Source organism: Haloarcula regularis, from assembly GCF_029338315.1.
Classification (GTDB): domain Archaea; phylum Halobacteriota; class Halobacteria; order Halobacteriales; family Haloarculaceae; genus Haloarcula; species Haloarcula regularis.
Map to the genome: position 1 here is coordinate 2,715,815 of NZ_CP119794.1, position 20,511 is coordinate 2,736,325.

General features: G+C 64.2%; 21 protein-coding genes and 3 tRNA genes. 9 read left to right on the top strand and 15 right to left on the bottom strand.

The genetic code is table 11. The features are described from left to right. Positions 1-319 precede the first annotated feature (319 nt). Complete coding sequence (locus tag P1N55_RS14595; RefSeq protein ID WP_276276259.1) at positions 320-823, bottom strand: DUF3592 domain-containing protein; 504 nt, start codon at positions 821-823, stop codon at positions 320-322. Between the two features lie 222 nt (positions 824-1,045). On the opposite strand from P1N55_RS14595, the gene P1N55_RS14600 reads away from it, so the two are divergent. Further along, the gene (locus P1N55_RS14600; protein ID WP_276276260.1) at positions 1,046-1,696 is read left to right on the top strand and encodes a hypothetical protein; all 651 of its coding nucleotides are present in this window, start codon (positions 1,046-1,048) and stop codon (positions 1,694-1,696) included. 66 nt (positions 1,697-1,762) lie between these two features. On the opposite strand, the gene P1N55_RS14605 is transcribed toward P1N55_RS14600, so the two are convergent. Continuing rightward, positions 1,763-1,930: a hypothetical protein gene (locus P1N55_RS14605; protein ID WP_276276261.1), complete on the bottom strand. Its 168-nt coding sequence runs from the start codon at positions 1,928-1,930 to the stop codon at positions 1,763-1,765. Between the two features lie 248 nt (positions 1,931-2,178). On the opposite strand from P1N55_RS14605, the gene P1N55_RS14610 reads away from it, so the two are divergent. After that, positions 2,179-2,649, top strand: coding sequence for a hypothetical protein (locus P1N55_RS14610; RefSeq protein ID WP_276276262.1), 471 nt, complete (start codon positions 2,179-2,181; stop codon positions 2,647-2,649). A 384-nt stretch (positions 2,650-3,033) separates the two neighbouring features. Here P1N55_RS14610 and P1N55_RS20020 read toward each other — a convergent pair whose 3' ends face one another. After that, a complete protein-coding gene (locus tag P1N55_RS20020; protein ID WP_379690143.1) occupies positions 3,034-3,321 on the bottom strand; it encodes a hypothetical protein in 288 nt (95 codons plus the stop codon). 128 nt (positions 3,322-3,449) lie between these two features. Here P1N55_RS20020 and P1N55_RS14615 point away from each other — a divergent pair, with 128 nt between their 5' ends. Then, entirely contained in the window at positions 3,450-4,274 is an 825-nt protein-coding gene (locus P1N55_RS14615; RefSeq protein WP_276276263.1) for an IS5 family transposase, read from the top strand. A 553-nt stretch (positions 4,275-4,827) separates the two neighbouring features. On the opposite strand, the gene P1N55_RS14620 is transcribed toward P1N55_RS14615, so the two are convergent. Both P1N55_RS14620 and P1N55_RS14625 read right to left on the bottom strand, forming a co-directional pair. Beyond that, positions 4,828-5,862 (bottom strand): NAD(P)-dependent alcohol dehydrogenase, encoded by a 1,035-nt coding sequence (locus P1N55_RS14620; RefSeq protein WP_276276264.1) that lies wholly within the window; start codon positions 5,860-5,862, stop codon positions 4,828-4,830. Continuing rightward, on the bottom strand, positions 5,862-6,623 hold the full coding sequence (locus P1N55_RS14625; protein WP_276276265.1) for a DUF4386 domain-containing protein: 762 nt from the start codon (positions 6,621-6,623) through the stop codon (positions 5,862-5,864). The genes P1N55_RS14620 and P1N55_RS14625 overlap by 1 nt, the downstream gene beginning before the upstream one ends. 574 nt (positions 6,624-7,197) lie before the next feature. On the opposite strand from P1N55_RS14625, the gene P1N55_RS20025 reads away from it, so the two are divergent. From P1N55_RS20025 to P1N55_RS14635, 4 genes are all read left to right on the top strand, one after another. After that, positions 7,198-7,725 (top strand): cupin domain-containing protein, encoded by a 528-nt coding sequence (locus P1N55_RS20025; RefSeq protein ID WP_407067199.1) that lies wholly within the window; start codon positions 7,198-7,200, stop codon positions 7,723-7,725. 67 nt (positions 7,726-7,792) lie between these two features. After that, positions 7,793-8,521, top strand: a complete 729-nt coding sequence (locus tag P1N55_RS14630) for a hypothetical protein (protein WP_276276266.1) — start codon at positions 7,793-7,795, stop codon at positions 8,519-8,521. Between the two features lie 19 nt (positions 8,522-8,540). Next, a complete protein-coding gene (locus P1N55_RS20030) occupies positions 8,541-8,696 on the top strand; it encodes an anthrone oxygenase family protein (protein ID WP_379689420.1) in 156 nt (51 codons plus the stop codon). A gap of 274 nt (positions 8,697-8,970) precedes the next feature. Next, positions 8,971-10,983 carry a copper-translocating P-type ATPase gene (locus P1N55_RS14635; RefSeq protein WP_276276267.1) on the top strand — a complete coding sequence of 671 codons (2,013 nt, stop codon included), beginning with the start codon at positions 8,971-8,973 and terminating at the stop codon, positions 10,981-10,983. A gap of 470 nt (positions 10,984-11,453) precedes the next feature. On the opposite strand, the gene P1N55_RS14640 is transcribed toward P1N55_RS14635, so the two are convergent. Both P1N55_RS14640 and P1N55_RS14645 read right to left on the bottom strand, forming a co-directional pair. Then, positions 11,454-11,528 (bottom strand) — tRNA-Ile (locus P1N55_RS14640). Between the two features lie 323 nt (positions 11,529-11,851). Further along, positions 11,852-11,924 (bottom strand) — tRNA-Asn (locus tag P1N55_RS14645). 95 nt (positions 11,925-12,019) lie between these two features. Between P1N55_RS14645 and cca the strand changes: the two genes are divergently transcribed. Beyond that, positions 12,020-13,411, top strand: coding sequence for a CCA tRNA nucleotidyltransferase (gene cca / locus P1N55_RS14650; protein WP_276276268.1), 1,392 nt, complete (start codon positions 12,020-12,022; stop codon positions 13,409-13,411). On the opposite strand, the gene P1N55_RS14655 is transcribed toward cca, so the two are convergent. The 4 genes from P1N55_RS14655 to P1N55_RS14670 form a co-directional block, all read right to left on the bottom strand. Continuing rightward, positions 13,390-14,397 (bottom strand): histone deacetylase family protein, encoded by a 1,008-nt coding sequence (locus P1N55_RS14655; protein ID WP_276276269.1) that lies wholly within the window; start codon positions 14,395-14,397, stop codon positions 13,390-13,392. The genes cca and P1N55_RS14655 overlap by 22 nt on opposite strands. Further along, positions 14,398-14,835: a histone gene (locus tag P1N55_RS14660; RefSeq protein WP_276276270.1), complete on the bottom strand. Its 438-nt coding sequence runs from the start codon at positions 14,833-14,835 to the stop codon at positions 14,398-14,400. 55 nt (positions 14,836-14,890) lie between these two features. Beyond that, positions 14,891-16,339: a single-stranded DNA binding protein gene (locus tag P1N55_RS14665; RefSeq protein ID WP_276276271.1), complete on the bottom strand. Its 1,449-nt coding sequence runs from the start codon at positions 16,337-16,339 to the stop codon at positions 14,891-14,893. Between the two features lie 152 nt (positions 16,340-16,491). Continuing rightward, positions 16,492-16,980 (bottom strand): hypothetical protein, encoded by a 489-nt coding sequence (locus P1N55_RS14670; protein WP_276276272.1) that lies wholly within the window; start codon positions 16,978-16,980, stop codon positions 16,492-16,494. A gap of 135 nt (positions 16,981-17,115) precedes the next feature. Here P1N55_RS14670 and P1N55_RS14675 point away from each other — a divergent pair. Beyond that, positions 17,116-17,188 (top strand) — tRNA-Arg (locus P1N55_RS14675). Between the two features lie 284 nt (positions 17,189-17,472). Here P1N55_RS14675 and P1N55_RS14680 read toward each other — a convergent pair. The 4 genes from P1N55_RS14680 to P1N55_RS14695 all read right to left on the bottom strand — a co-directional run bounded on the left by P1N55_RS14680 (position 17,473) and on the right by P1N55_RS14695 (position 20,503). Beyond that, entirely contained in the window at positions 17,473-17,709 is a 237-nt protein-coding gene (locus tag P1N55_RS14680) for a hypothetical protein (protein WP_276276273.1), read from the bottom strand. Continuing rightward, positions 17,706-18,005, bottom strand: coding sequence for a sugar-transfer associated ATP-grasp domain-containing protein (locus P1N55_RS14685; RefSeq protein WP_346430039.1), 300 nt, complete (start codon positions 18,003-18,005; stop codon positions 17,706-17,708). The genes P1N55_RS14680 and P1N55_RS14685 overlap by 4 nt, the downstream gene beginning before the upstream one ends. Beyond that, on the bottom strand, positions 17,912-19,399 hold the full coding sequence (locus tag P1N55_RS14690) for a sugar-transfer associated ATP-grasp domain-containing protein (protein ID WP_276276274.1): 1,488 nt from the start codon (positions 19,397-19,399) through the stop codon (positions 17,912-17,914). The genes P1N55_RS14685 and P1N55_RS14690 overlap by 94 nt, the downstream gene beginning before the upstream one ends. 72 nt (positions 19,400-19,471) lie before the next feature. Continuing rightward, positions 19,472-20,503, bottom strand: a complete 1,032-nt coding sequence (locus P1N55_RS14695; RefSeq protein ID WP_276276275.1) for a PAS domain-containing sensor histidine kinase — start codon at positions 20,501-20,503, stop codon at positions 19,472-19,474. Positions 20,504-20,511: the final 8 nt, after the last annotated feature.

Below are 20,511 nucleotides of genomic sequence, written 5' to 3' on the forward strand. Positions count from 1 at the left end.
CGCGACGAAAGGAGGAGTACGAGACCAATTACTGTGGCGGACATGGTGATACCGCCGATGTCGAGTGGAGGGTCACTGCTCATTGCTTTTTGAGGTGCGAATCTCCGACATATAATTCTGATTACTTACTCAAACTAACTGAATATACCCCTGCAACTTCCGTTCCCAGAACGAGCGGTAGTTCGCGTCCTGTTCGTCCACCGAACCGGGCTTTCTGGACCGCGGCCGTTCTCGACGGCCGGGCTTCCAATCCCCGTGATTTTCTGCTTCGAGCGACAAATTCTCCACGCCGAGGGAGTGCCCGTGTTCGGGTCAGAAATCAGCCGCTGCGGTACTGTTTCAGCGTCGCCGCACTGCCAAGCAGCGTCAACACCACCCCGATCCCCACCGCTATTAACGGGGCGCTGGAAGATTCGTTCTGCAGAAACGCGTTCCCCGGGTCGTCAGGGTCTACGTATGCTGTGATCTCCTGGCCGGTCTCGTACTTCTGGACGGCCGTTTCAGCCGCCGACCGTGTCTCGAAATTCGGCGGGATGTCAGCCGGGTAGAGATTCGTTCCCGTGTGGGACTGCCCTCGATATGTGTACGTGAATCTAACACGTGGCTCGTAACTAACCGAGGTGCTCGAAGAGCTACCCGAGACCGGCTCGACACCCACTTCGGTGATCGTCGCCTCGACCTCGACCGAGTCTCTTATCGAATCAGATTGTTGAACGTAGTCGAACGCCCCGTAGCCCGTGAGACAGAGGCCGACGAGGAGGAAGGCTACCGAACCGCGAAGCGTCTCTGGACCGTTGACACTGAGGCCAGAACTGTCGGACATATTACCGTCCACCCGTACTCGGTTGTGTGGTGAGCGAACGAGACTGTTGGAGGGCTCTCGTCATTCGGCAGATGGTTCTCATCGAGAGATAAATATGCTGTGAACAATCTATAGAACGGGAACAGAGCTCACACTGAAACTCGACACCGGTCTGCATTAAATAAGGCCATACGACAACTCATTTCAGCAGACATAATTACCAAGGAGGAGGGGATTCGCAAGATGCCCTCCACACAAGAGATCGACCGGCCACAGGAGGCAGTTGATGTCGCAAAGCGATACCTCAGACGCGAACGTCCACTCAGTGCACTCGTCGTCGTGCTCGTCGCGTCTGTGTTCCTCGGGACATTCCTAGCGACATCACTGTTGCCAGCGCTCGTCGTCGGGGTACTCTTGGTCCTCATCGCCCGCGCACCACTCATTCAGTCCCACGGGACGGCTCGCCTCCTAACTAAGGACACGCCGGACGTGGTCGTCGATGCGTTCGCCGGGCCGACACCGCCAGTACTCGCGTTTCAGTGGGGAATCGCTGATGAAATCACCGCAAGCGAGAACACGGTAATGTACCGTATCCCCTATTTCTTCGGCCTGCGCTCCGTCGAGTCGATAGTCCGCTCACAAACAGAGACCACACCAAGTGGCGCTCGTCACGTCGAGTTGGAGGTCACTGTAAACGGGCAGCCCTGGGCGACGTACACGGCAATTATCAGTACGGACGACGGCCAGACCAGTGTCGATATCGAGTACACATCGAACCGGCGTTTCGGACTACGACGCATTCCGCAGCAGATCGTCGCAGAACGCTACCGCAATGACGCACTCACAGCCCAGGGTTACACCGTCGTTGAACGCGACACCAACTTTGGCATTTGAGAGACCTGGCTCTGTTGCCCCCAGAAGGGGACAATACTGGAGTGCAAGATACAGTGGTGAAAGGTATCACTCCAGTGTTTCAGAGAACACTCCTGTTAGCACGACGGCGGTACCCGCCAGTCCGAACAGGAACCCCATCAGCGGATACGGATACACTCCCTCGAAGAACACGACGAGAAGCAACCCGACGAGCGTCATCTGTACACCGAGGATCCCGGACTCTACTGTATTCACAGCGACATTGGTTCGTCGAAGCTTCAAAATGCTTCGGCCAATACGCAGACTTACTGAGTAGTGGATCCACCAGTGAGTAGACGGAAGAAACGAATCCGTCTCACTGACCCCTATCTGTCTCGCGGGCCATACCCGTCACCAGCAGAGGATTCCAACGGAATCTGGCCATTTCCGACCACCGTAGCGAATCCAATAACGAGTGCCCCAGCACCCTTAGAATTACCACTCGTGGACATACAGCATATCTTGTGCCCTCCAGACGTGAACTGATTACGGGTGTCGCTGGCATCTTGAGCGTGACCGCTGGCTGTCTCGGTAACGAGGAGTTCATCGCTCGGTGTTCCAGTCGCGGAGTGGGTAGCGGCTCGCAACACCTCCGTGAGATCGCCCCGATAGAAGGTGACGAACAGATCGCTCTCGGCATACTGGTCTCTGAGGAGGCTGTTTCCGGTGAACTGTATCACACGGTCAGGATACGAGATAGTGACGACACGCTCGTTGCTTCGGTACCGCTCATGAATGATCGTGGGATGAGCAGTCTCGACCCCGAAGACTATCCGGTATTCGGATCCAGCAGTGGCGAACTATACGCGGTACCGCTGGGTCCACCACCGGTTCATGGTGAGTACACGGTCTCGCTGATGAGTTCGGAGGGTGAGCAAATCGCAACCACGAGTCTCCGGTTCAATTGCTACGCGGAGGACGGAACGCTCCCGTAACTGAGACTGATCGGTCGCAACAAGATGATCCTGTGCTGTATTCACGCTCGATATCGGTCCCGCCAGTACTGACAGATCCCGAGTGAGATCTGGAATCGGTGCTGCTTACAGCGCACACATCTCGCATCGAGATGGGCTTGCGATCTCAGGCGATCCTGTTGGCCGATCCGGATGTCCGAACCCGGTATCAGGCGATCAAACCCTTGTCGATAATGACCGCCTGCGATGGACGATGAACGACCTGGACCGATATCTCACTCCCCTGTGTCAATTCACAACCCGATTTTGCTATCCGGAATATGATGATGTCACCAGCGGTGTACTGGCCGCCCTGTAAAAGCGCACCACCGTCATTTACCCCGTCTACGTGATTGTCGATCGTATTCAACGAACTCTCGTCGAAATATCATCGCCCTCGATCTGACCATCCGATTGGCGGACCGCATTGTACGATCCTGCTGGAGGGTTGACGATTCGTCCCTGTCTTGTTCCTGCCTCACATTCTGCCCTCACTGCGATCTCGATATCCGAGATTGCGACGGATTCACCGTCGACATGTGTCAGTTTGACGACGCCACCGCTGTTTCCATCCTGGGGGATAAATGCACCACTTGACTGAGCGACGTTCGGTGCAGGCTCATCGAGATCTTCGGTGAACCCAAGGACAAACACGGATATCGCTGCGGCTAATATAACGACGACTGCGATCAGTAGAATAATTGGGCTCTGGTGAATCGCTGTATAGCGCCGGTTTCGACCGTTAGAACTAGGAGTATGAAGCGGGAAACCGCCGATGATCCATGTCGAAGATCTCCCGCTTCACAAAGAAAGCGGTCCAGTTAGCTAATGCTGTTGGTGAGCGAGGCGAAGTCGCCGCCCCCGAAGGGGGTGGCGGCTTCGCCGAGTATGCGGTGGTGTCGCTGCACTGTCTGCGGGTTTACCTGGAAAAATCCTACCGAGAGGCACTTGATTTGCTGAGCGAGATGCCACAAATACTCGGGGAGATCGGCCTCGACGCGGCCGATCTCCCCGACCATTCCACGCTAGTCAAGTGGTTTGACAGAATTAAGACAGCACTCTGGCGAGTGCTGCTGCGCCTGTCGGCGCAGCTGCACGACCCGAGCGGTCACGCCGCCATCGACGCGACGTTCTTCGACCGCGAAAACGCTAGCAAGCACTACTGCCGACGGACGAATTACCGCGTCCAGACGCTCAAAACAACTGCTCTCGTGGACACAGAAAGCCAAGCAATTCTGGACGTTCACTGTACGACCGAGAAACGTCACGACACACAGCTCGGCTGGCAGGTCGCCCGCCGCAATGCGGGCGACCTCGCCAGCCTCGCTGCCGACAAAGGCTATGACTGGATGGATTTACGCGAGAAACTCCGCGAAGAGGGCGTAAGACCGCTGATTAAACATCGAGAGTTCCGGCCCATCGATCACGCGCACAACGCGCGGATCGATGGGCCTCGATACCGCCAGAGAGCGATGTGTGAGACCGTTTTCTCGACGATCAAGCGCACGCTCGGCGACGCTGTGCGTGCGCGAAATTGGTACGGTGAATTTCGTGAACTCGTTTTGATGTGTGTCGTTCACAACATCAAGCAGTCTCTGAAACCGTGAAATCAAGCTACGTCTGGCGATTCACCACGGCCAATAATTGCTATAACGGGCGAGACGGCACGGTCCATCTCTATAATTTGGTTTTGTGATGTGGCGGAATAAAGTGTCGCCTCTCACTTTGTACCTCGCTGTTGACGACACTCTCTGTCTCGGTTACGCTGCTTCTGACTGGGTGTTGTGAGCTCGTTCAGACAGGGTAAATCGAGAGCGCGTACGGTGCAAACGCTTTTCCGCAAGAGATCTACCAGCCCACAGAATGGACAACGTGTCTACTGAGCGAGTGTCCGCCGATCTCGAACTCACTCGCGGGCTTACGATCCAGATGCTAGCAATCGGCACGCTGGGGATGCTCGTCGGGTGGACACTCTCCAGGGGCCACTCCCAGGTCACCACCGGGAGCGCAGTGCCGTCTCAATCTCTCCTGGCGTACGGTGAATACCGTGATCTCGTTCTGATTGGCCCCGTTCACGACATCAAGCAGTCTCCGAACCCGTGTAATCAATCCACGGCTGGCGATCCACCACGGCCCGACTCTCAGATGAGTTCCGAACTCCTACAAGACGACGACCTTTCCGGTAGCACGACCCGCTTCGAGATACTGAAGGGCCGCTGGCGTCTCGTCCAAGCGATACCGTCGATCGATGACGGGCTCTACATCACCGGATTCCATGAGGCCAATCACGAATTCTAGATCGTCCCGGTCGGGGTTGAGCATGAACGTCTGGAACTGCGTTCTGCCCGTCATCGAGAGGACTGGGCCCGCGAGTAGTGTGGTCACGAATCGTCGCGTGGGCCCCCCGACGAAGACGTACCGTCCCGACGGACGAAGCGCACGTGCGTAGTCTCTCATCGAATGTGATCCCGCCGCGTCCAGGATAAGGTCGTACTGCGTCCCAGATTCCGTGAAATCCTCTTTCCTGTAATCGATGACGTGATCCGCTCCGATCGAACGAACAGTATCCATCTTCTCAGTGCTACACACCGCCGTGACCGCTGCGCCGAGGAACTTGGCGATCTGCACGGCGAAGGTTCCCACGCCTCCCGACGCGCCGTTGATCAGGACGGTTTCGCCTGCCTGGAGCTTCCCAGCGTCTCGAAGCGCTTGGAGGGCGGCGACACCCGCTGTCGGGGCCGCCGCTGCCGCTTCGAACGAGACTGTGGCCGGCTTCCGGACGACTGCGGTAACTGGCACGCGGACGTACTCGGCGAACCCGCCGAACCCACTCTTGGAGAGGTCGGCGATAACCTCGTCACCAGGTCGGAAGTCGACGACGTTCTTGCCGACGGCCTCGACTCGTCCTGCGATATCGACTCCCAAAATCGGGAACCGCGGTCGCCGGTAACCGCCGTACACGAGGCGGACGAGAAACGGCGTTCCGCGCAGCAGGTGCCAATCACCTGCGTTGACCGACCGGGCCATCACCTGAACCAACACTTCGTCGTCGTCCGACGTGGGTCGTTCGACTTCGTCAAGCCTGAGCACCTCGGGCCCTCCGTATTCCGAATAGACGACTGCAGTCATCGTGGTCGGTTCGTGACCAGTCGTCGGCGAGTGCCGCGTTCCGGGCCGCTGTTTCGTCGTCGCCATCACGCTACCTCCTGGGTTGCCGGCCGCTCTGTCCTGACGCCTTTCACGACGAGATACAGGGCGAGAGCGATCTCACCGACGACGGCAGTCACGACGACGAGCGTGGCGGCGACCGGTTCGTAGGCCGGGAGGAGGAAGAAAGTGAAGCTCTCGGTCAGATAGCCGACTGCCGCGAGGACGATCAACCCACCGAGAACCGCGGGAAAGAGGGTGGACCGATAGAGCAGATATCCCAGAACGATGAGGTGCAGTCCGAAGAATATCCCACCGATCAGGTAGCCGTACGTGTGTGCGGTGAGCAAGAGCAAGACCAGCGCGTCGATTTGCTCGGGGCTGAAGACACTCAGGTACTCGTCCCCGCTCAGTAGCTGGAGCGCCATATACTGGTTGAGCATGTTGATGCTCGCTATCGCCGGGTGGGCGATCAGCCGTAACGACGCGGCCAGCAGTGCCAACGTCCGGCTCACCGGTCTGAGGAGGACGTAGAGTAAGACTGCCACGACGGCGTCGGCCGAAAAGGCGACCAGGTCGCTGGCGATACCGAGCCGGAAGAGTTCCTCGGCGGCGACGATGTTCGCGGCAGTCGCCGTCGCATCGCCGGGAACGATGAGCGAGGCGCGGACGAACCCCTCGCTGAAGCCAGCGGTGACGAAGATCAGCAGATAGAGGAGCCCGGTTATCCGGGCGATGGTCCTGGTCGAAATCGTTCTCTCGGCCGGCGTCTGCTCGACGCCGACGGACGCAGCGGTTGTAGTTGCCATTAGGTGTACCTCTGGGAATCCTGACTGAGCGACACACGTGCTGGACGGCGATACGCCGAAGACCGCAGCCCAATCAGCTGTGCACGGTAAGGATCGCTATAATGAGACGACAGTCGACGATATAATCGTTCGTGTCATCTGACCTTTCGATTAGTTATACATGACGATCGGTTAGCGGTCTAATGCTACCCTCGATGACCTCGGGTACTCGTAGAGGCGCTACTTACCCGCTCGTCTGAGTCGAAGGGGCCAAAATGAACGATGTTCCAGCCCCGCAAACCCGCTGTATCGGCCATGTCGGTGCTGAAAGACCGTTGGATAGTAGAGGAGATGCTGCTGGAACGAAGCAGGCCCTCGGGCCCAGCTATCCGATAGAAGGGGCGGTATGGTTAGTACCGCCGGGGTACTACCGGAGCGGATGGAGTCATACTCTGCTGGGAATCGGCCGATGCGACTAGATGGCCACACAGGGGACGCTTCAACTGGGTATCCGAACACCGTCGAAGACCTGTCGACTGGTGCACGTATCACGTTCCTCGAACGCGGTATCGACGGACAGGGTTCGTACCTGGTGATGAATGGCGTTCTGCCACCCGGAGTAGACAGCGGGCCCGCCCGGCTTCACCCACGGGCGGTGGCACACTCAGCGGTCGTGGCAGGTCGAGCCGACGTGACGGTGGGCGACGAAACCCACAGCCTGCTCCCGGGCGAGTCGCTTACAATCGCCGTCGGTGAGGGCCACAGCATCCGGAACAGCGGCACTGACACACTTGTCGTTCGGACCACGCTACGCCCGCCCGGCGAATTCGAAGCCGCGATCCGGGCGCTCTACGATGCCGGTGCAGGGCCGGCCGGACCTGTTCGGGGTGGCGGCGGTGCTCTCTCACTTCCGGGCAGACGTGCGTCTCGCGGGGGTACCGTGGGCGCTTCAGCGTCCCCTCTTACGCGTGCTCGCCGGGATTGCGACACTGCTCGGTCGAAACCCCGTTCCGTAGTTCACTGTCCAGTCGCGACCGGTCTCCTGGGACGCGTCCGCTGGCCAACCGCCGAGTACGGGGACGGAACATTCTGTGCCTCTCGTAGCGGGCCGACACTCGCCTGACCGGTAGGTGGACCACCTTCGACACGGCTATCTTCTCAGGAGTCTATAGTAAATGAGGTGATACGAAGTGGCATCGTCAACTAGCCAAGCAGTCGAGAGTATTGAGCGACCTACTGGTGGGCGCCGGTGGAACTACCTGCGGGTCGGCGGTCTGGCCGCGCTGACCGAGGCGGCGATCTACGTGGCCGGCATCGCGTACTTCCTCGTGGTCCTCGACTTTGCGAACGTCACCGCGCCGCTCCAGCAGGTCGAGCTGTTCGTGGCGAACCAGACCAGCCTGTACGCGATGTACCTGCTCATCTACGTGGTCTTCGGTATCGTTCTCGTGGCCCTCGTCCTGTCACTCCACGCGCGTCTCAAGACCGACGCACCGATGCTGATGGGGGCGACGACCGCGTTCGGGCTGATCTGGGCCGGGCTCGTCATCGCCAGCGGGATGATAGCCAACCTCGCGACGGGCGTGGTCGTCGACCTCTACGCCACTGATCCGGCGCAGGCGACGACGGTCTGGCTGGCGGTCAGCCCAGTCATCGACGGGCTTGGCGGCGGTAACGAAGTCGTCGGCGGCATCTGGACCCTCCTCGTAAGCGTGGTCGCGCTACGGGCCCGGGCACTGCACCGAGTGCTGAACTACGTCGGCCTCGTGGTCGGCACGGCAGGCATCCTCTCTGCGATCCCGGCACTTGGCGAAGTCGGCGGTGGCATCTTCGGTCTCACGCAGATCGTCTGGTTCGTCGCCCTCGGCATCCTCCTGTTGCGCGCGAGTCGGCGTGAGGCGACGTCTGCACCGCGCTGATATGTAAACACCTCTTCCGATGAACGAGCGCATCGCCACGTGGTCGCCGGTGTCGCCGCCGGCCGACTGGGCCACAGTTCGAGTAAGATGGACGCGATGGAACCACGTCAGAACGACAGCAGCAGTGCTCTCGTTTGCACTGTATCTCGCCGCGGTCGCGTCGTTTGGTTCGTAGGCGGTGCCGTCCTTCCTATCTCTGAAACAACAAATTAGGTGGCCCCAGACCATAGTGGTAACATATGACACATCACGAGAGACACGACAACGCTGAGAAGGGCGGTATGAACGAGGGGTCCTCGGGCCAGGGACGGGACCGAGATCACAACCGGTCGCCGCCAGAGAATACCGCACACGGACATCACGCCGGCCGGGACCAAACCTCCGTGAGTGGACAGACGCGAGCACACGGCACGGATGGCGAGCATGGTGGGGACGGCGGTCACGGCGGCATGCACGAAGGCCACGAGCAGCTGTTCCGGCGGCGGTTCGTCGTCTCGACGCTTTTGTCGATTCCCGTGCTCCTCTACAGCGCGACGCTGCAGGAGTGGCTGGGCTTCTCCGTACCGGTGTTCCCCGGCAGCGAGTGGATCAACCCCGTCTTCGCCGTGGTCGTCTTCGCCTACGGTGGCGTTCCCTTCCTGAAGATGGCCGTCCCGGAGCTACGGGACCGGTCGCCCGGGATGATGACGCTCATCTCGATGGCGATCACCGTCGCGTTCGTCTACAGCCTCGCGAGCGTGGTCGTCCCCACGACTGCGGCGTTCTTCTGGGAACTGGTGACGCTCATCGACATCATGCTCTTGGGCCACTGGATCGAGATGCGGAGCGTCCGTCGGGCGTCGAGCGCGCTGGACGAGCTGGCCAAACTGATCCCCGACACCGCCGAGCGAATCACCGAGACGGGCGACATCGAGGAGGTCTCCGTGAACGACCTCGACGAGGGTGATCTCGTCCTGGTACGCCCGGGCGCCAGCGTCCCTGCCGACGGCGTCGTCGAGGAGGGCGACTCCGAGGTGAACGAAGCGATGATCACCGGCGAGTCGAAGCCGGTCACCAAGGACCCGGGCGACGAGGTGATCGCCGGAACGGTCAACGGCGACGGGAGTCTCCGGGTACGAATCGCCGCGACGGGCGAGGAGACGACGCTGGCCGGGATCATGCGGCTGGTCGAAGACGCCCAGCAGAGCAAGTCGAAGACGCAGATATTCGCCGACCGGGCCGCCGGGTGGCTGTTCTACGTGGCCGTCGCGTCCGCCATCGTAACGGGTGTCGGCTGGACCGTCGCCACGACGTTCGACGTGGGGGTCATCGAACGCGTGGTCACGGTGCTGGTCATCGCCTGTCCGCACGCGCTCGGCCTCGCGATTCCCCTGGTCGTCGCCATCAACACGTCGCTGGCCGCACGGAACGGTATGCTCGTCCGGGATCGGATCGCCATGGAACAGGCCCGGGAACTCGACGTGATCGTCTTCGACAAGACGGGGACCCTCACGGAAGGCGAGCAGGGCGTCGTAGCGGTCGAGACGGTCGAGGGTGTCACGGAAGACGAGGCGCTGGGACTGGCGGCGGCCGTCGAGGCCGACTCCGAGCACATGATCGCCGAGGCCATCCGCGACCTGGCCGCCGAGCGCAACGTCGACGGTCCGCGGGCGACCGACTTCGAGGCGATCAAGGGACGCGGCGTTCGGGCACGCGTCGACGGAGCGGTCGTCCACGTCGGCGGGCCGAACCTCCTCTCGACCGTCGAGAGCGAGATCCCGGACGAACTTCGGAGATTTGCCGAGCGGTCCGGACAGAACGCACGCACGGTCGTGTATCTCCTTCGCGACGGTGACCCCGTCGCGGCGTTCGCCCTGGCGGACGTGATACGCGAGGCGAGCTACCACGTCGTCGATGCGCTCCACGAACTCGGCATCGAGGTGGCGATGCTCACCGGTGATTCCGAGGACGTCGCCACCGCGGTCGCCGCCGAGCTCGACATCGATACGGTGTTCGCAGAGGTCCTGCCCGAAGACAAGGACGAAAAGATCCAGGAACTTCAAGAACAGGGGCACCTCGTGGCCATGGTGGGCGACGGCGTGAACGACGCCCCGGCGCTCACCCGAGCCGACGTCGGCATCGCCATCGGCTCCGGGACGGACGTCGCGGTACAGTCGGCGGATATCATCCTCGTGCAGAACGACCCGACGGACGTGGTTCGGCTCGTGAAACTCAGCACGGCGAGCTATCGGAAGATGCAGGAAAACCTCGTCTGGGCCGCCGGGTACAACGTCTTCGCCATCCCACTCGCCGCTGGGGTCCTGGCTCCGATCGGTATCTTGCTCTCGCCAGCGGTGGGTGCGCTATTGATGTCGCTCTCGACGGTGATCGTCGCGATCAACGCGCAGTTTCTCCGACGGGCGGACTTGGAACTCCCAGCACTGGGCGCATCCGCTCTCGGGACCCACCATCCCGCGGACTGAAATCGTTCGGCGCTCGGCGTGCGTTTCATTCTGAACGCCGTCACAGCGTTGCATGACGAGTCGGTGCGGGATAGCGATATCATCCACCGACGACCGGAGTGGCGTTCGATAGGGCCGCCCACCGCTTCAAATAGCTCGAAACGAGTACTCTCCCCCTTCGTCCAGTGGGAACCAACGGCAGTTACTAACCGAATCATTCAGTATTATTGTTATATCTCCCTCCGTTCGCCCGAGCGACCGCCATCGAATCGCGAGTTTTCTGGCGGTTACCTACGCCTTCATTAAGACGAGATTGTTCTGACTGCACACCTGCGAGGGAGCCTCTCAGGAAAAAACGGCCATCAATCAACCAGTAAGCGGATGGGCCCTGCCGGATTGTGAACCGACTGCAGACTCACTCCGTTCGTCTGCCGGGGTTCAAATCCGATATATGACACATTCCGCTCGTCGCGTCCGCTCCTCACAGAATGTGGGCCCTGCCGGATTTGAACCAGCGCTCAATCGGTTATGAGCCGATCGCTTTAACCAGACTAAGCTAAGGGCCCTCGTCGTCGTATTCTTGAGTCCGCGTCTTTAGCCTGTCGGGTCACCATCGGCAGCTTCCGCCCCGACCCGGGCCGGCGGCGATAGACGCCGGACAGTTCACGCCCGGTCGATGACAGGCGCCGGTCCTCGGAGCCGACGCTCCTCGCGTGGTGTCGCCCGCAGAAAGACGCCACCGCCAGGGCTCGAACAGGTGCGAGACGGTCCTGCTCGCCTCCGTTCGTCGGCTGCGCGGGCTCCGACTCGCGTGTTCGAGCCTGGCGTGTCGGGTCGACACTGTTCACGGATGGCTCGCTCCGCTCGCCATCGTGTTCACAGAAGACGACGCCACCGCCAGGGCTCGAACCTGGGACAACCACGTTAACAGCGTGGTGCTCTACCAACTGAGCTACGGCGGCTTGTTGCATTCCGAGGTAGTCGGAGTTGTCAAATAGGGCTTTCGCTTCCGCCCGGCATCGACACGCTTTCACGCACTCTGTAGAAAGGGCGGGGTATGAGCGACGAGTTCGACGCGGTCGTCGACCGGGTGCGCGAGCGGGTGTCGCCCTCGCCCGACGAGCGCCAGCGGCTTCAGGGGGTCGCAGACGCGGTGATGGACCGGGCTCGCGACGCCGTCGCCGACCTCCCCGTCGCGGCGACGGTGCTCCAGGTCGGGTCGACGGCACGGGGCACCTGGACGGCGGGGGACCGCGACATCGACGTCTTCGTGTCGTTCCCGACCGACCTGGACCGCGAGACGCTCGAGCGCTACGGCCTCGAGGTGGGCCACGCCGTCCTGCCCGACGGGCGCGAGGAGTACGCCGAACATCCATACGTCGTCGGCGAGCGCGAGGGCTACGACGTCGACCTGGTCCCGTGTTACGACGTGGCCTCGGCGACGGCCATCCGCTCGGCCGTCGACCGGACGCCGTTCCACACGCGCTACCTCGAGACGCACCTGGACGAGGACCTGGCCGACGAGATCAGGGTGACAAAGCAGTTCCTCAAGGGCATCGGCGTCTACGGGAGCGACCTCCGGACCAGGGGCTTCTCGGGGTACCTGACGGAGCTGCTGGTGCTCGCGTACGGGGGGTTCGGGCCGCTGCTCTCGGCGGCCGCCGACTGGCACCCGCCGGTCGAACTCGACCCGGAAGCCCACGGGGAGGCGTCGTTCGACGATCCGCTGGTCGTCATCGACCCGACGGACCCCGAGCGCAACGTCGCCGCCGTCTGTTCGGCCGAGAACGTCGCCCGTTTCCAGCACTACGCCCGGGCGATGCTCTCGGACCCGCGCGAGTCGCTGTTCGACCCCGCTGTCCCCGACCCGTACGATGCCGCCGCCGTCCGCGCGGCCATCGAGCGACGGGGCACGACGCCGGTTGCGCTGCGGTTCGACGCGCCCGACGTCGTCGAGGACCAGCTCTGGCCGCAGCTGCGCAAGTCGCTCGGCGGACTCACCGGCGCTCTGGACCGCCGGGGGTTCGACGTCCTGCGGTCGGCCACCTTCGCGAGCGCCGGGACCGACGCCAACTCGGCGCGGACCGACCACGACGAGGCTGTCTTTCTCCTCGAACTCGCCGTGGTCGAACGCCCGGCGATAGAGCGCCACGAGGGGCCGCCGGTCCACGTCCGCGAGCACGCGACGGGGTTCTACGACCGCTATGCCGACGACCCGGCTGTCGCGGGCCCGTACGTCGCCGGCGACCGCTACGTCGTCGAGCGGCCACGCGAGTTCACCTCGGCCGTTGCCCTCCTCCGAAGCGACGCCGTCTTCGACGTCAGCCTCGGCCCGCACGTCGAGGCGACACTCGAGTCGGGCTACGAGGTGCTCGTCGGTGACGAACTCACGGCGCTCGCGGACGCCTTCGGCGTCGAGTTGGCCGGTTACTTCGACCCGAAGCCCTGAGCGGCCAGCTCGTCCAGGACGTCGCGCGCCTCGTCGCTGACCTCGTCGCCGGGTTCCATGGGCGTGTACCCGTCGAACACCTCGTGGACCATCGTGACCGAGTCGGCCAGCGTGTCCAGTCCGTATCCGCCCTCGAGGACGAAGCCGAGGCCGGCGTCACAGTCGGTGGCGGCCTCGCGGACCCGTTCGGCCATCGCGCCGTACCCCTCCGTCGAGACGCGCATCCGCGAGATGGGGTCGTGCTCGTGGGCGTCGAAGCCGGCGCTGACGAGCAGGAGGTCGGGGTCGTAGTCGACGATGGCTGGCGCGATGGCCTCGTCGATGGCCGCGAGGTAGTCGGCGGTGTCCGCGCCGGGCTGGTACTTGACGTTGAGGTTCGTCCCCGCGGCGTCGCCGGCACCCGTCTCGGCTATCGCGCCGGTCCCGGGGTAGAGCCCGTCCTCGTGGATGGAGGCATAGAAGACATCGTCGCGGTCGTAGAAGATGTCCTGGGTCCCGTTGCCGTGGTGGACGTCCCAGTCGAAGATGGCGACGCGGTCGGCGTCGGCCTCCAGGGCCGCCTGCGCGGCGACGGCCACGTTGTTGATGAAGCAAAACCCCATCGCGTCGTCCTCGACGGCGTGGTGGCCGGGCGGTCGGCCGAGCGAGAACGGCGTATCGCGGGCGACCGGGCCATCGAGCGCCGCCTCAGCAGCCCAGACGGCCAGGCCCGCCGAGGCGAGCGAGGCCTCCCACGTCGCCTCGACCGCGACGGTATCGGCGTCCCAGTTCCCGCCGCCGTCGGCACAGAACTCGCGGAACGACTCGACGTAGTCGGGGTCGTGGACCGAGCGGACCAGGTCCAGGTCGACGTTCCCGGCGTCGACGTACTCGACCCCGTGTTTCTCCTTGAGCGCGCGCCTGACGGCGCGGAGTCGGTCGGGACTCTCTGGATGTCGCGGGCCGGTGTCGTGGTCCAGACAGACCTCGCGATAGCCGAAGTTCATTCAGTAGTACTGTGCCAGTTCGAAGTACATCTCGATGTCCTCTGCCTTGATAGTCCGGCGGTCTGCGTGGCGAGCGAGCGTCGCGGCCGCGGCGGCCACGTCGTCGGCGTAGGTCTCCAGCATCTCCGCGAGCGCAACTCTGGCGTCCATCGCCACCCGGTAGTCGTCGTCGATGTCGAGCCGAGCGATGCGGTCGACCGGAGCGACCGGCAGTTCCAGGTCGTCCTTGTCGGAGACGTGCGTGACGCCGAAGTCCGACGGCATCAGTGTCTTGCGGCCGTCGGCCGTCGCCTCCTCGGCGGCCGTCACCGCCAGTGACGCCCCGTGGGACTGGATTCGACGGGCCAGTTCCTCCGCGGAGCCTGCGCTCACTCGTAACCCGTCTGCGTTGCGCCGGATGACTGCGTCCACCGGGGCGAACGGAAGCTCGACGCTCATACCAACAGTCCGGAGTGTTGCGGTCTTAAGAGTTTCCGTAGCGCCGCTCTCCGTCTCAGAAGACGTCCTCTGCCTGGAGCCGGTCGTCGCGCAACTGCCCGCGGATCGTCACCTGCTGGCCCAGCTGGACGTGTTCGCTCGTCTCGACGGTCATCGTCTGCTCGCCGTCGTCGAGTACCACGGGGTCGCCCGTCTGGACGACGGTCCCGGTGAACTCGATCTCCTCGCCGTCGGCTGGGCCGTCCGCAGCCGCCGCGGCGGTCGCGGTACCGCCGTCCCCACTCGCCGTGTCCTCGCCGCCGCTGTCGGCGCTCCCGTCGGCGAACGAGGAGAGGCCGGCGTGCTGGTCGTCGCCGCCCGCCGGCGCGGGCGCCGTGGCGGGCGAGGCGTCGACGCTGTCGTCGAAGACGACGACCGTCGACTGCCAGCCGGCCGAGGCCTCCTTGTCGTCCTGCCACCCGTCCTGTATCTCGACGTCTGCCGCGAGCACCTCGTCGCCGGGGGCGATGTCCGCGTCGGCCTTCTCGCCCCAGAGGGCCACCCGGATGTCGCCGGTGGCGTCCCGCAGACGGACGTTGCGAACCTGCCCCTCGCTGCCGTCGTCGCGGTCGAAGGTTCGCTTCGGGTCCGCCTCGAGGACGACCCCCGCGATGTCAACCGTCTCGCCGATGGCGACCGATTCGATGGGGTCGGCGTCCGGTTCGAAGGCGACTTCCTCGTCGATCTCGTCGACGGCGCCCCCCTCGCCGACGTGCAGTTCGAGCGCCCCGTCCCGCTCGCGGACGTAGCCGTCGACCACCTCGACGGCCGCCCCCGCCTCGAGTTCCTCGGCGCGGTCGGCCTGGTCGTCCCACAGCGTCACGCGCACGCGCCCGGTCTCGTCGCCCAGCGTGAGGTTGGCGACCCGGCCCTCGCTGCCGTCGTCGCGGTCGAAGGTCCGGATCGAGTCCGTCCCGAGCACGAGCCCCCGGAGGGTGACGTCCGACTGCCCCATCGTCAGCGACTCGATGGTCGACCCGTCGCCGGGTTCGACCTCGATGGTGGCGTCCTCGTCGGGTTCGGCCTTGTCGACCGAGACCTCCAGGCCGTTGTACCCCTCCTTCGGGCGCCCCTTGATGCGCAGGACCTCGCCGACGTCGAGCGCCCCGTCGGCGATGTCGGCGGCCTGCTCGTCCCAGAACGCCAACCGAACGTGACCGGTCTCGTCTGCCGCTTCGACGTTGATGACCCGGCCGGCCTCGTCTTCCCCCTCGCGCTCGAAGGTCCGCAGGTCGCCGACGGCCATCACCTTCGCGAGGAACTTGACCTCGTCCATCCCCGCCTCGATGTCGGCGACGGCGTTGACCTCCCCCTCGCTGAGCTCGTGGGCGATGAGCATCGCCGCCGTCTCCTCGTCCGCGAGGCCCCCCATCTGCTCTACCTTCGCCTCGACGGCCTCGCGGAACTCCGCCTCGGAGACGTCCGCGTCGACGTCCTCCTCGTAGACATCCTTGATCGCGCCCATCTATCTATGGGAGGCAGGGATGGGCTCCGCTTAAGCGTTGTCGTTGGTCGAGCGACCCGGTGCTGTCAGTCGATTTGTCGACACGAGCGGGCATCACGACACACTGGTCGCCCCTTGTGATATAAACCTCCGTGCCGCCGTCGCCACGCTGGCTACAACTCGGCTTCGCTCACTTGCTCGGACCCGGCCCCGTGGTCGTGCTCGACGACGACCCGGCCGGGAAGCCCACCTTCGAACCTGACCGTCGCCGTGTACTCGATTTCGACGATGGCCTCCGTGCACGCCTGGTCTTCGGTCCCCTCGCGGTCGGTCGTCCCGACGGTCACGGTCAGCGTGTTCGACGCGAGGTCGTAGTCGCTGCCCAGCAGCGTCGCGGTCTTGCACCCGTCGCTCCCCCAGATGACGCCCTCGACGACGACCCGTGACTCCTCGACGCGGACCGTCGCCTCGTCGCGCTCACTCCCGCTCGTCCGGTCGCCGACGACGAACTCGGTGTCCAGAAGGGTCGGTGACTGACTCGACCCCGGCTCCGTGGTCTCGTCCGTGCCCGGGTCCTCGTCGTCGCCGCCCGACGACGAACACCCCGCCAGGAGTACCGCGCCGGTCGCCGTCAGTCCGCTCAGGAGCGTTCTCCGGTTCATACCGCTTCTGACGTGCCCCCTGGATACGGCGTTTGTGTTCGCTCAAATCCGGCCTTGACCGTGGTGTGTCGCCCCGTCGCGTGGCGGTGGGCGAACCGTCACCCTTTTGAGCAGGACCCCCCTCCGTCGATATGAGTCCGGATAGGGTAGTGGACTATCCTCTTGGCTTGCGGAGCCAGGGACCGGAGTTCAAATCTCCGTCCGGACGCTACATTTCCGCGAACAACTCCGCGAGCGACTGCTGTGTCGCTCGCTTCCGTGAGCGGTTCTGCGGAGTCACGGAGATTTGAGCAGACGTGGAACGCGCAGCGAAGCGAGCATTTCCCGGCGAGTTCAAATCTCCGTTCGGACGTTCGATTCACTCACGCCCGGACGTGCTCCACGCTCGCTTCACTCGCGTGGAACTCCGTCCGGACGTTTCTCTGCAGCACGACACCGCGAGCGAAGCGCGCTGCGACCACCTTCAAAAATGCGCCATAAGCGACGCTGGCGTTACCGCGCCCCGTCACCGACGACGCCGTGGTAGCGCGCGACCTCGTAGACCGCAAACGCCGTAAACAACAGCGCCACGGCGACGAAGAAGACGAGGACGGCGTCGGCCCGCGTGTAGGGGCCGGGGAACCCGTCGTTCTGGAACAGCGGGTAGCCGGCCAGGACGACGGGGACGAGCAGGAGGAGCCCCGTCAGCAGCGCGGCCCACAGTTGGCCGTGCGAGCGGAGCGGTCTCATGGCTCCACCGCCATCGGGGCCGCCCGCGCAGGCTCGTCCACGGTCGTCGACTGCCAGCCGTCGCGCGCCCACTCGCGGGCGAGGCGCACCCGCTCGTCGGCCGCGAGGAACTGACCGGCCTCGGCCCGGGTCTCGACGAACCGGAGGCGGCTGAGGAGGCCGGCCACGTTGACGTTCTGTATCCCGAGCCCGGGCCGGCGGTTCACTTCGAGCACCATCGGGCCCCGAACCGCGTCGAAGACCACGTCGACGCCGGCGTAGCCGAGCCCGGAGGCGATGGCCGCCCGCGACGCGATAGCGAGGACGCGCTCCCAGTCGGGAATCTCGAACGCGAGCGACGCCCCGTGTCGGGGTGTTCGTCCAGGAAGGCCCGACGGGTCTGTTGGTAGCCGCCGGACGCGACCCCGGTCGCGATATCGACGGCGACGCCGACGGCACCGACGTGGAGGTTGGCGGTCCCCCGCGACTCCTCGGTCGGGAGGCGGGCCATCGCCATCACGGGGTAGCCGTGCAGCGTGATGACTCGGAGGTCGGGGACGCCGGCGGTGACCCGATCGGCCAGGAGGCCGTCGGGCGTGACCAGCTCCTCGACGACGGCGCGGCTCCGCTCGCCGTAGTCCGCGAGGCCGCCCACGCAGATGTCCCGGGCGTGTGCGACGACCTCCTCGGCCGTCAGCTGGCCGCGGTTGGTGGTGAACGTCCCGTCGGGGGCGTCGCGACCGCTGACGACGAGGATGCGGTCGCCGCCGCTGCCGTCGACGGGCTTGATGACGAACAGGTCCCGCGTCGCCACGAGGTCACGGAGCGCCGCCAGGTCTGTCTCGTCCGCGACGACCAGGAGCGTCTCGGGCGTCGGGATGCCGAGGCCGTGGAAGCGCTGTTTCATCTCGACCTTGTCGTAACTGGCCAGCAGCGAGGCCGGGTTGTAGCGGCTGATGAACTCCCGGTTTCGCACGCGCATCGTAAGGACGTCGGAGGGATTCTCTGCGGCCAGTGCACGCCTGAGGGTCCGGAACCGCAGGTACTCCCCGAGCCGCATGCTGGTCTTCGTGCCGAGCGCGACGTTGAGACCGGCGAGCACCACCCACAGTTCGGGGTTCTCGACGACGGCCGTCACCAGCGGGTCGTAGCCCGCGACCAGATACGCCGCGCTGATCGCGACCACGGTCAGCGCCAGGCGTCGCGTGGGCTGGGCCCACCCGGACGCGGTGACGCCCTGGACGAACCGCTCCGCGTACCAGGTCGTCAGGACGACGGGGAACAGCAACACGGCGTCGAAGGGGGGCGTCCCCTGGACGCGCCCGACGGTCACCATGACGAACACCGCGACGATGGCCACGACCAGCAGCGTCGCGACTCGGTGGGCCGTCCCCAGGTCGAGACCCGTCAGCGCGGACCGTGCCGCGACGGTGACGATGAACACGTAGGCGACGAACAGGAAGCCCCAGACGGGGCCGACTGCGAGCCACGCGAACGCCAGGATGACCGGCCCGAAGACGCCGAACGTCGAGAAGCCGACCTCGTTGCGCAGGACGGCGATGACCGTGCCCGCGAGCATCAGCTGGAACGCGAACCGGAGCGTCGCCGGCCTGGGGCCGAAGGCCGCGGCGTTGACTCTGAGATAGAGCGTGACGACGGCGAGTCCCGCCAACAACAGTACCACCGGCCCGTACCGCCCCCATGTCTTCACGAGTAGTAGTACGCGTGCTCAGAAGATAAATACCACTTACAATCGAGTGCGTACCACTCGATACCACGTGTCTCAGGGCGTCTTCGGCGGCAGATAGACCGTGACGACGTTCCCGCCGTCGTAGCGGTCAAAGCGGAGTTCGCCGCCGAGTGACTCGACGCACCACTTCATCACGAACAGTCCCGTCCCGGACCCGTGTGCGGTGGTCGTCGTCTGCGTGAGGTCGTCGATGGCGTCGAGTTCGGTGTCCGGAATCGGCGGGGCGGTGTCGGCGACGCGAATCTCGACGCGGCCGGTGTTCGGCGAGGCCCCGACGGTAACCTCGACCGACGGGTCGACGTCGTCGTGTCGGATGGCGTTGTCGACGGCGTGGGTCAGGGCGTGGTCGAACGCGTCGTCGATGTGGACCCACATCTCGTCGCGCTCGGTGACGGTGACGCTGGCGTCGGGGTACCGCTCGCCGACGCGTTCGACGACCTCGGTCACTGCGTCGGTCGCGTTCTCGACGGTCCGGTCGGCGACGGTTCCGGCCATCGCCCGGTCGATCTGCTTGACCGACTCGGTCAGGCGGGCGACCTCGCCGGCCTTGCGCCGGATGGCCTCGGCGTCGGTCAGCACCCGTCGCTCGTCGGCCTCGCCGCGGATGTTCTCGGCACGCCCGGCGATGACCGTGACGTCGTTGCTGAGGTTGTGCCGGAGGACGCGGGAGAACAGGCCGACCCGGCGCGTGGCCGTGTAGTGGTCCGTGACGTCGAACACCTCGGCGAGCACGCATGGCTGGCCCTGAGGGCCGTACTGCGAGAGTCGTATCTCGGTCCAGATCAGTTCGCCGTCGGCGCGCTTGACCCGCCACTGACACTGCTGGGGTTCGCCGGCGGCCGCCGCCCGCATCCACTCGCGAAGCTGTGCGCCACTCTCGGTCTGTGTGTTCGCGCTGTACTCGTCGATTGCCATCTCCCGCAGGGTCGCGACGTCGTAGCCGAACATCGACTCGATTCGCTCGTTCGCGTCGAGCACGGCGCCAGTCTCCGGGTCGTACAGCACGATGCCGACGTGTAGCTGTTCGAACCGCGCCGGCAATCGCTCGTCGCGCTGGACCGACATCGGTCCAA

Excerpts from the sequence above, each read along its gene's own strand:
- P1N55_RS14615 (WP_276276263.1), top strand. The coding sequence starts at position 3,450 with ATGTCGAAGATCTCCCGCTTCACAAAGAAAGCGGTCCAGTTAGCTAAT.
- P1N55_RS14670 (WP_276276272.1), bottom strand. The coding sequence starts at position 16,980 with ATGAACCGGAGAACGCTCCTGAGCGGACTGACGGCGACCGGCGCGGTA.
- P1N55_RS20025 (WP_407067199.1), top strand. The coding sequence starts at position 7,198 with ATGAATGGCGTTCTGCCACCCGGAGTAGACAGCGGGCCCGCCCGGCTT.
- P1N55_RS14665 (WP_276276271.1), bottom strand. The coding sequence starts at position 16,339 with ATGGGCGCGATCAAGGATGTCTACGAGGAGGACGTCGACGCGGACGTC.
- P1N55_RS14600 (WP_276276260.1), top strand. The coding sequence starts at position 1,046 with ATGCCCTCCACACAAGAGATCGACCGGCCACAGGAGGCAGTTGATGTC.
- P1N55_RS20030 (WP_379689420.1), top strand. The coding sequence starts at position 8,541 with ATGAACGAGCGCATCGCCACGTGGTCGCCGGTGTCGCCGCCGGCCGAC.
- P1N55_RS14595 (WP_276276259.1), bottom strand. The coding sequence starts at position 823 with ATGTCCGACAGTTCTGGCCTCAGTGTCAACGGTCCAGAGACGCTTCGC.
- P1N55_RS14660 (WP_276276270.1), bottom strand. The coding sequence starts at position 14,835 with ATGAGCGTCGAGCTTCCGTTCGCCCCGGTGGACGCAGTCATCCGGCGC.
- P1N55_RS14655 (WP_276276269.1), bottom strand. The coding sequence starts at position 14,397 with ATGAACTTCGGCTATCGCGAGGTCTGTCTGGACCACGACACCGGCCCG.
- P1N55_RS14620 (WP_276276264.1), bottom strand. The coding sequence starts at position 5,862 with ATGGCGACGACGAAACAGCGGCCCGGAACGCGGCACTCGCCGACGACT.
- P1N55_RS14625 (WP_276276265.1), bottom strand. The coding sequence starts at position 6,623 with ATGGCAACTACAACCGCTGCGTCCGTCGGCGTCGAGCAGACGCCGGCC.
- P1N55_RS14680 (WP_276276273.1), bottom strand. The coding sequence starts at position 17,709 with ATGAGACCGCTCCGCTCGCACGGCCAACTGTGGGCCGCGCTGCTGACG.
- cca (WP_276276268.1), top strand. The coding sequence starts at position 12,020 with ATGAGCGACGAGTTCGACGCGGTCGTCGACCGGGTGCGCGAGCGGGTG.
- P1N55_RS14695 (WP_276276275.1), bottom strand. The coding sequence starts at position 20,503 with ATGTCGGTCCAGCGCGACGAGCGATTGCCGGCGCGGTTCGAACAGCTA.
- P1N55_RS14635 (WP_276276267.1), top strand. The coding sequence starts at position 8,971 with ATGCACGAAGGCCACGAGCAGCTGTTCCGGCGGCGGTTCGTCGTCTCG.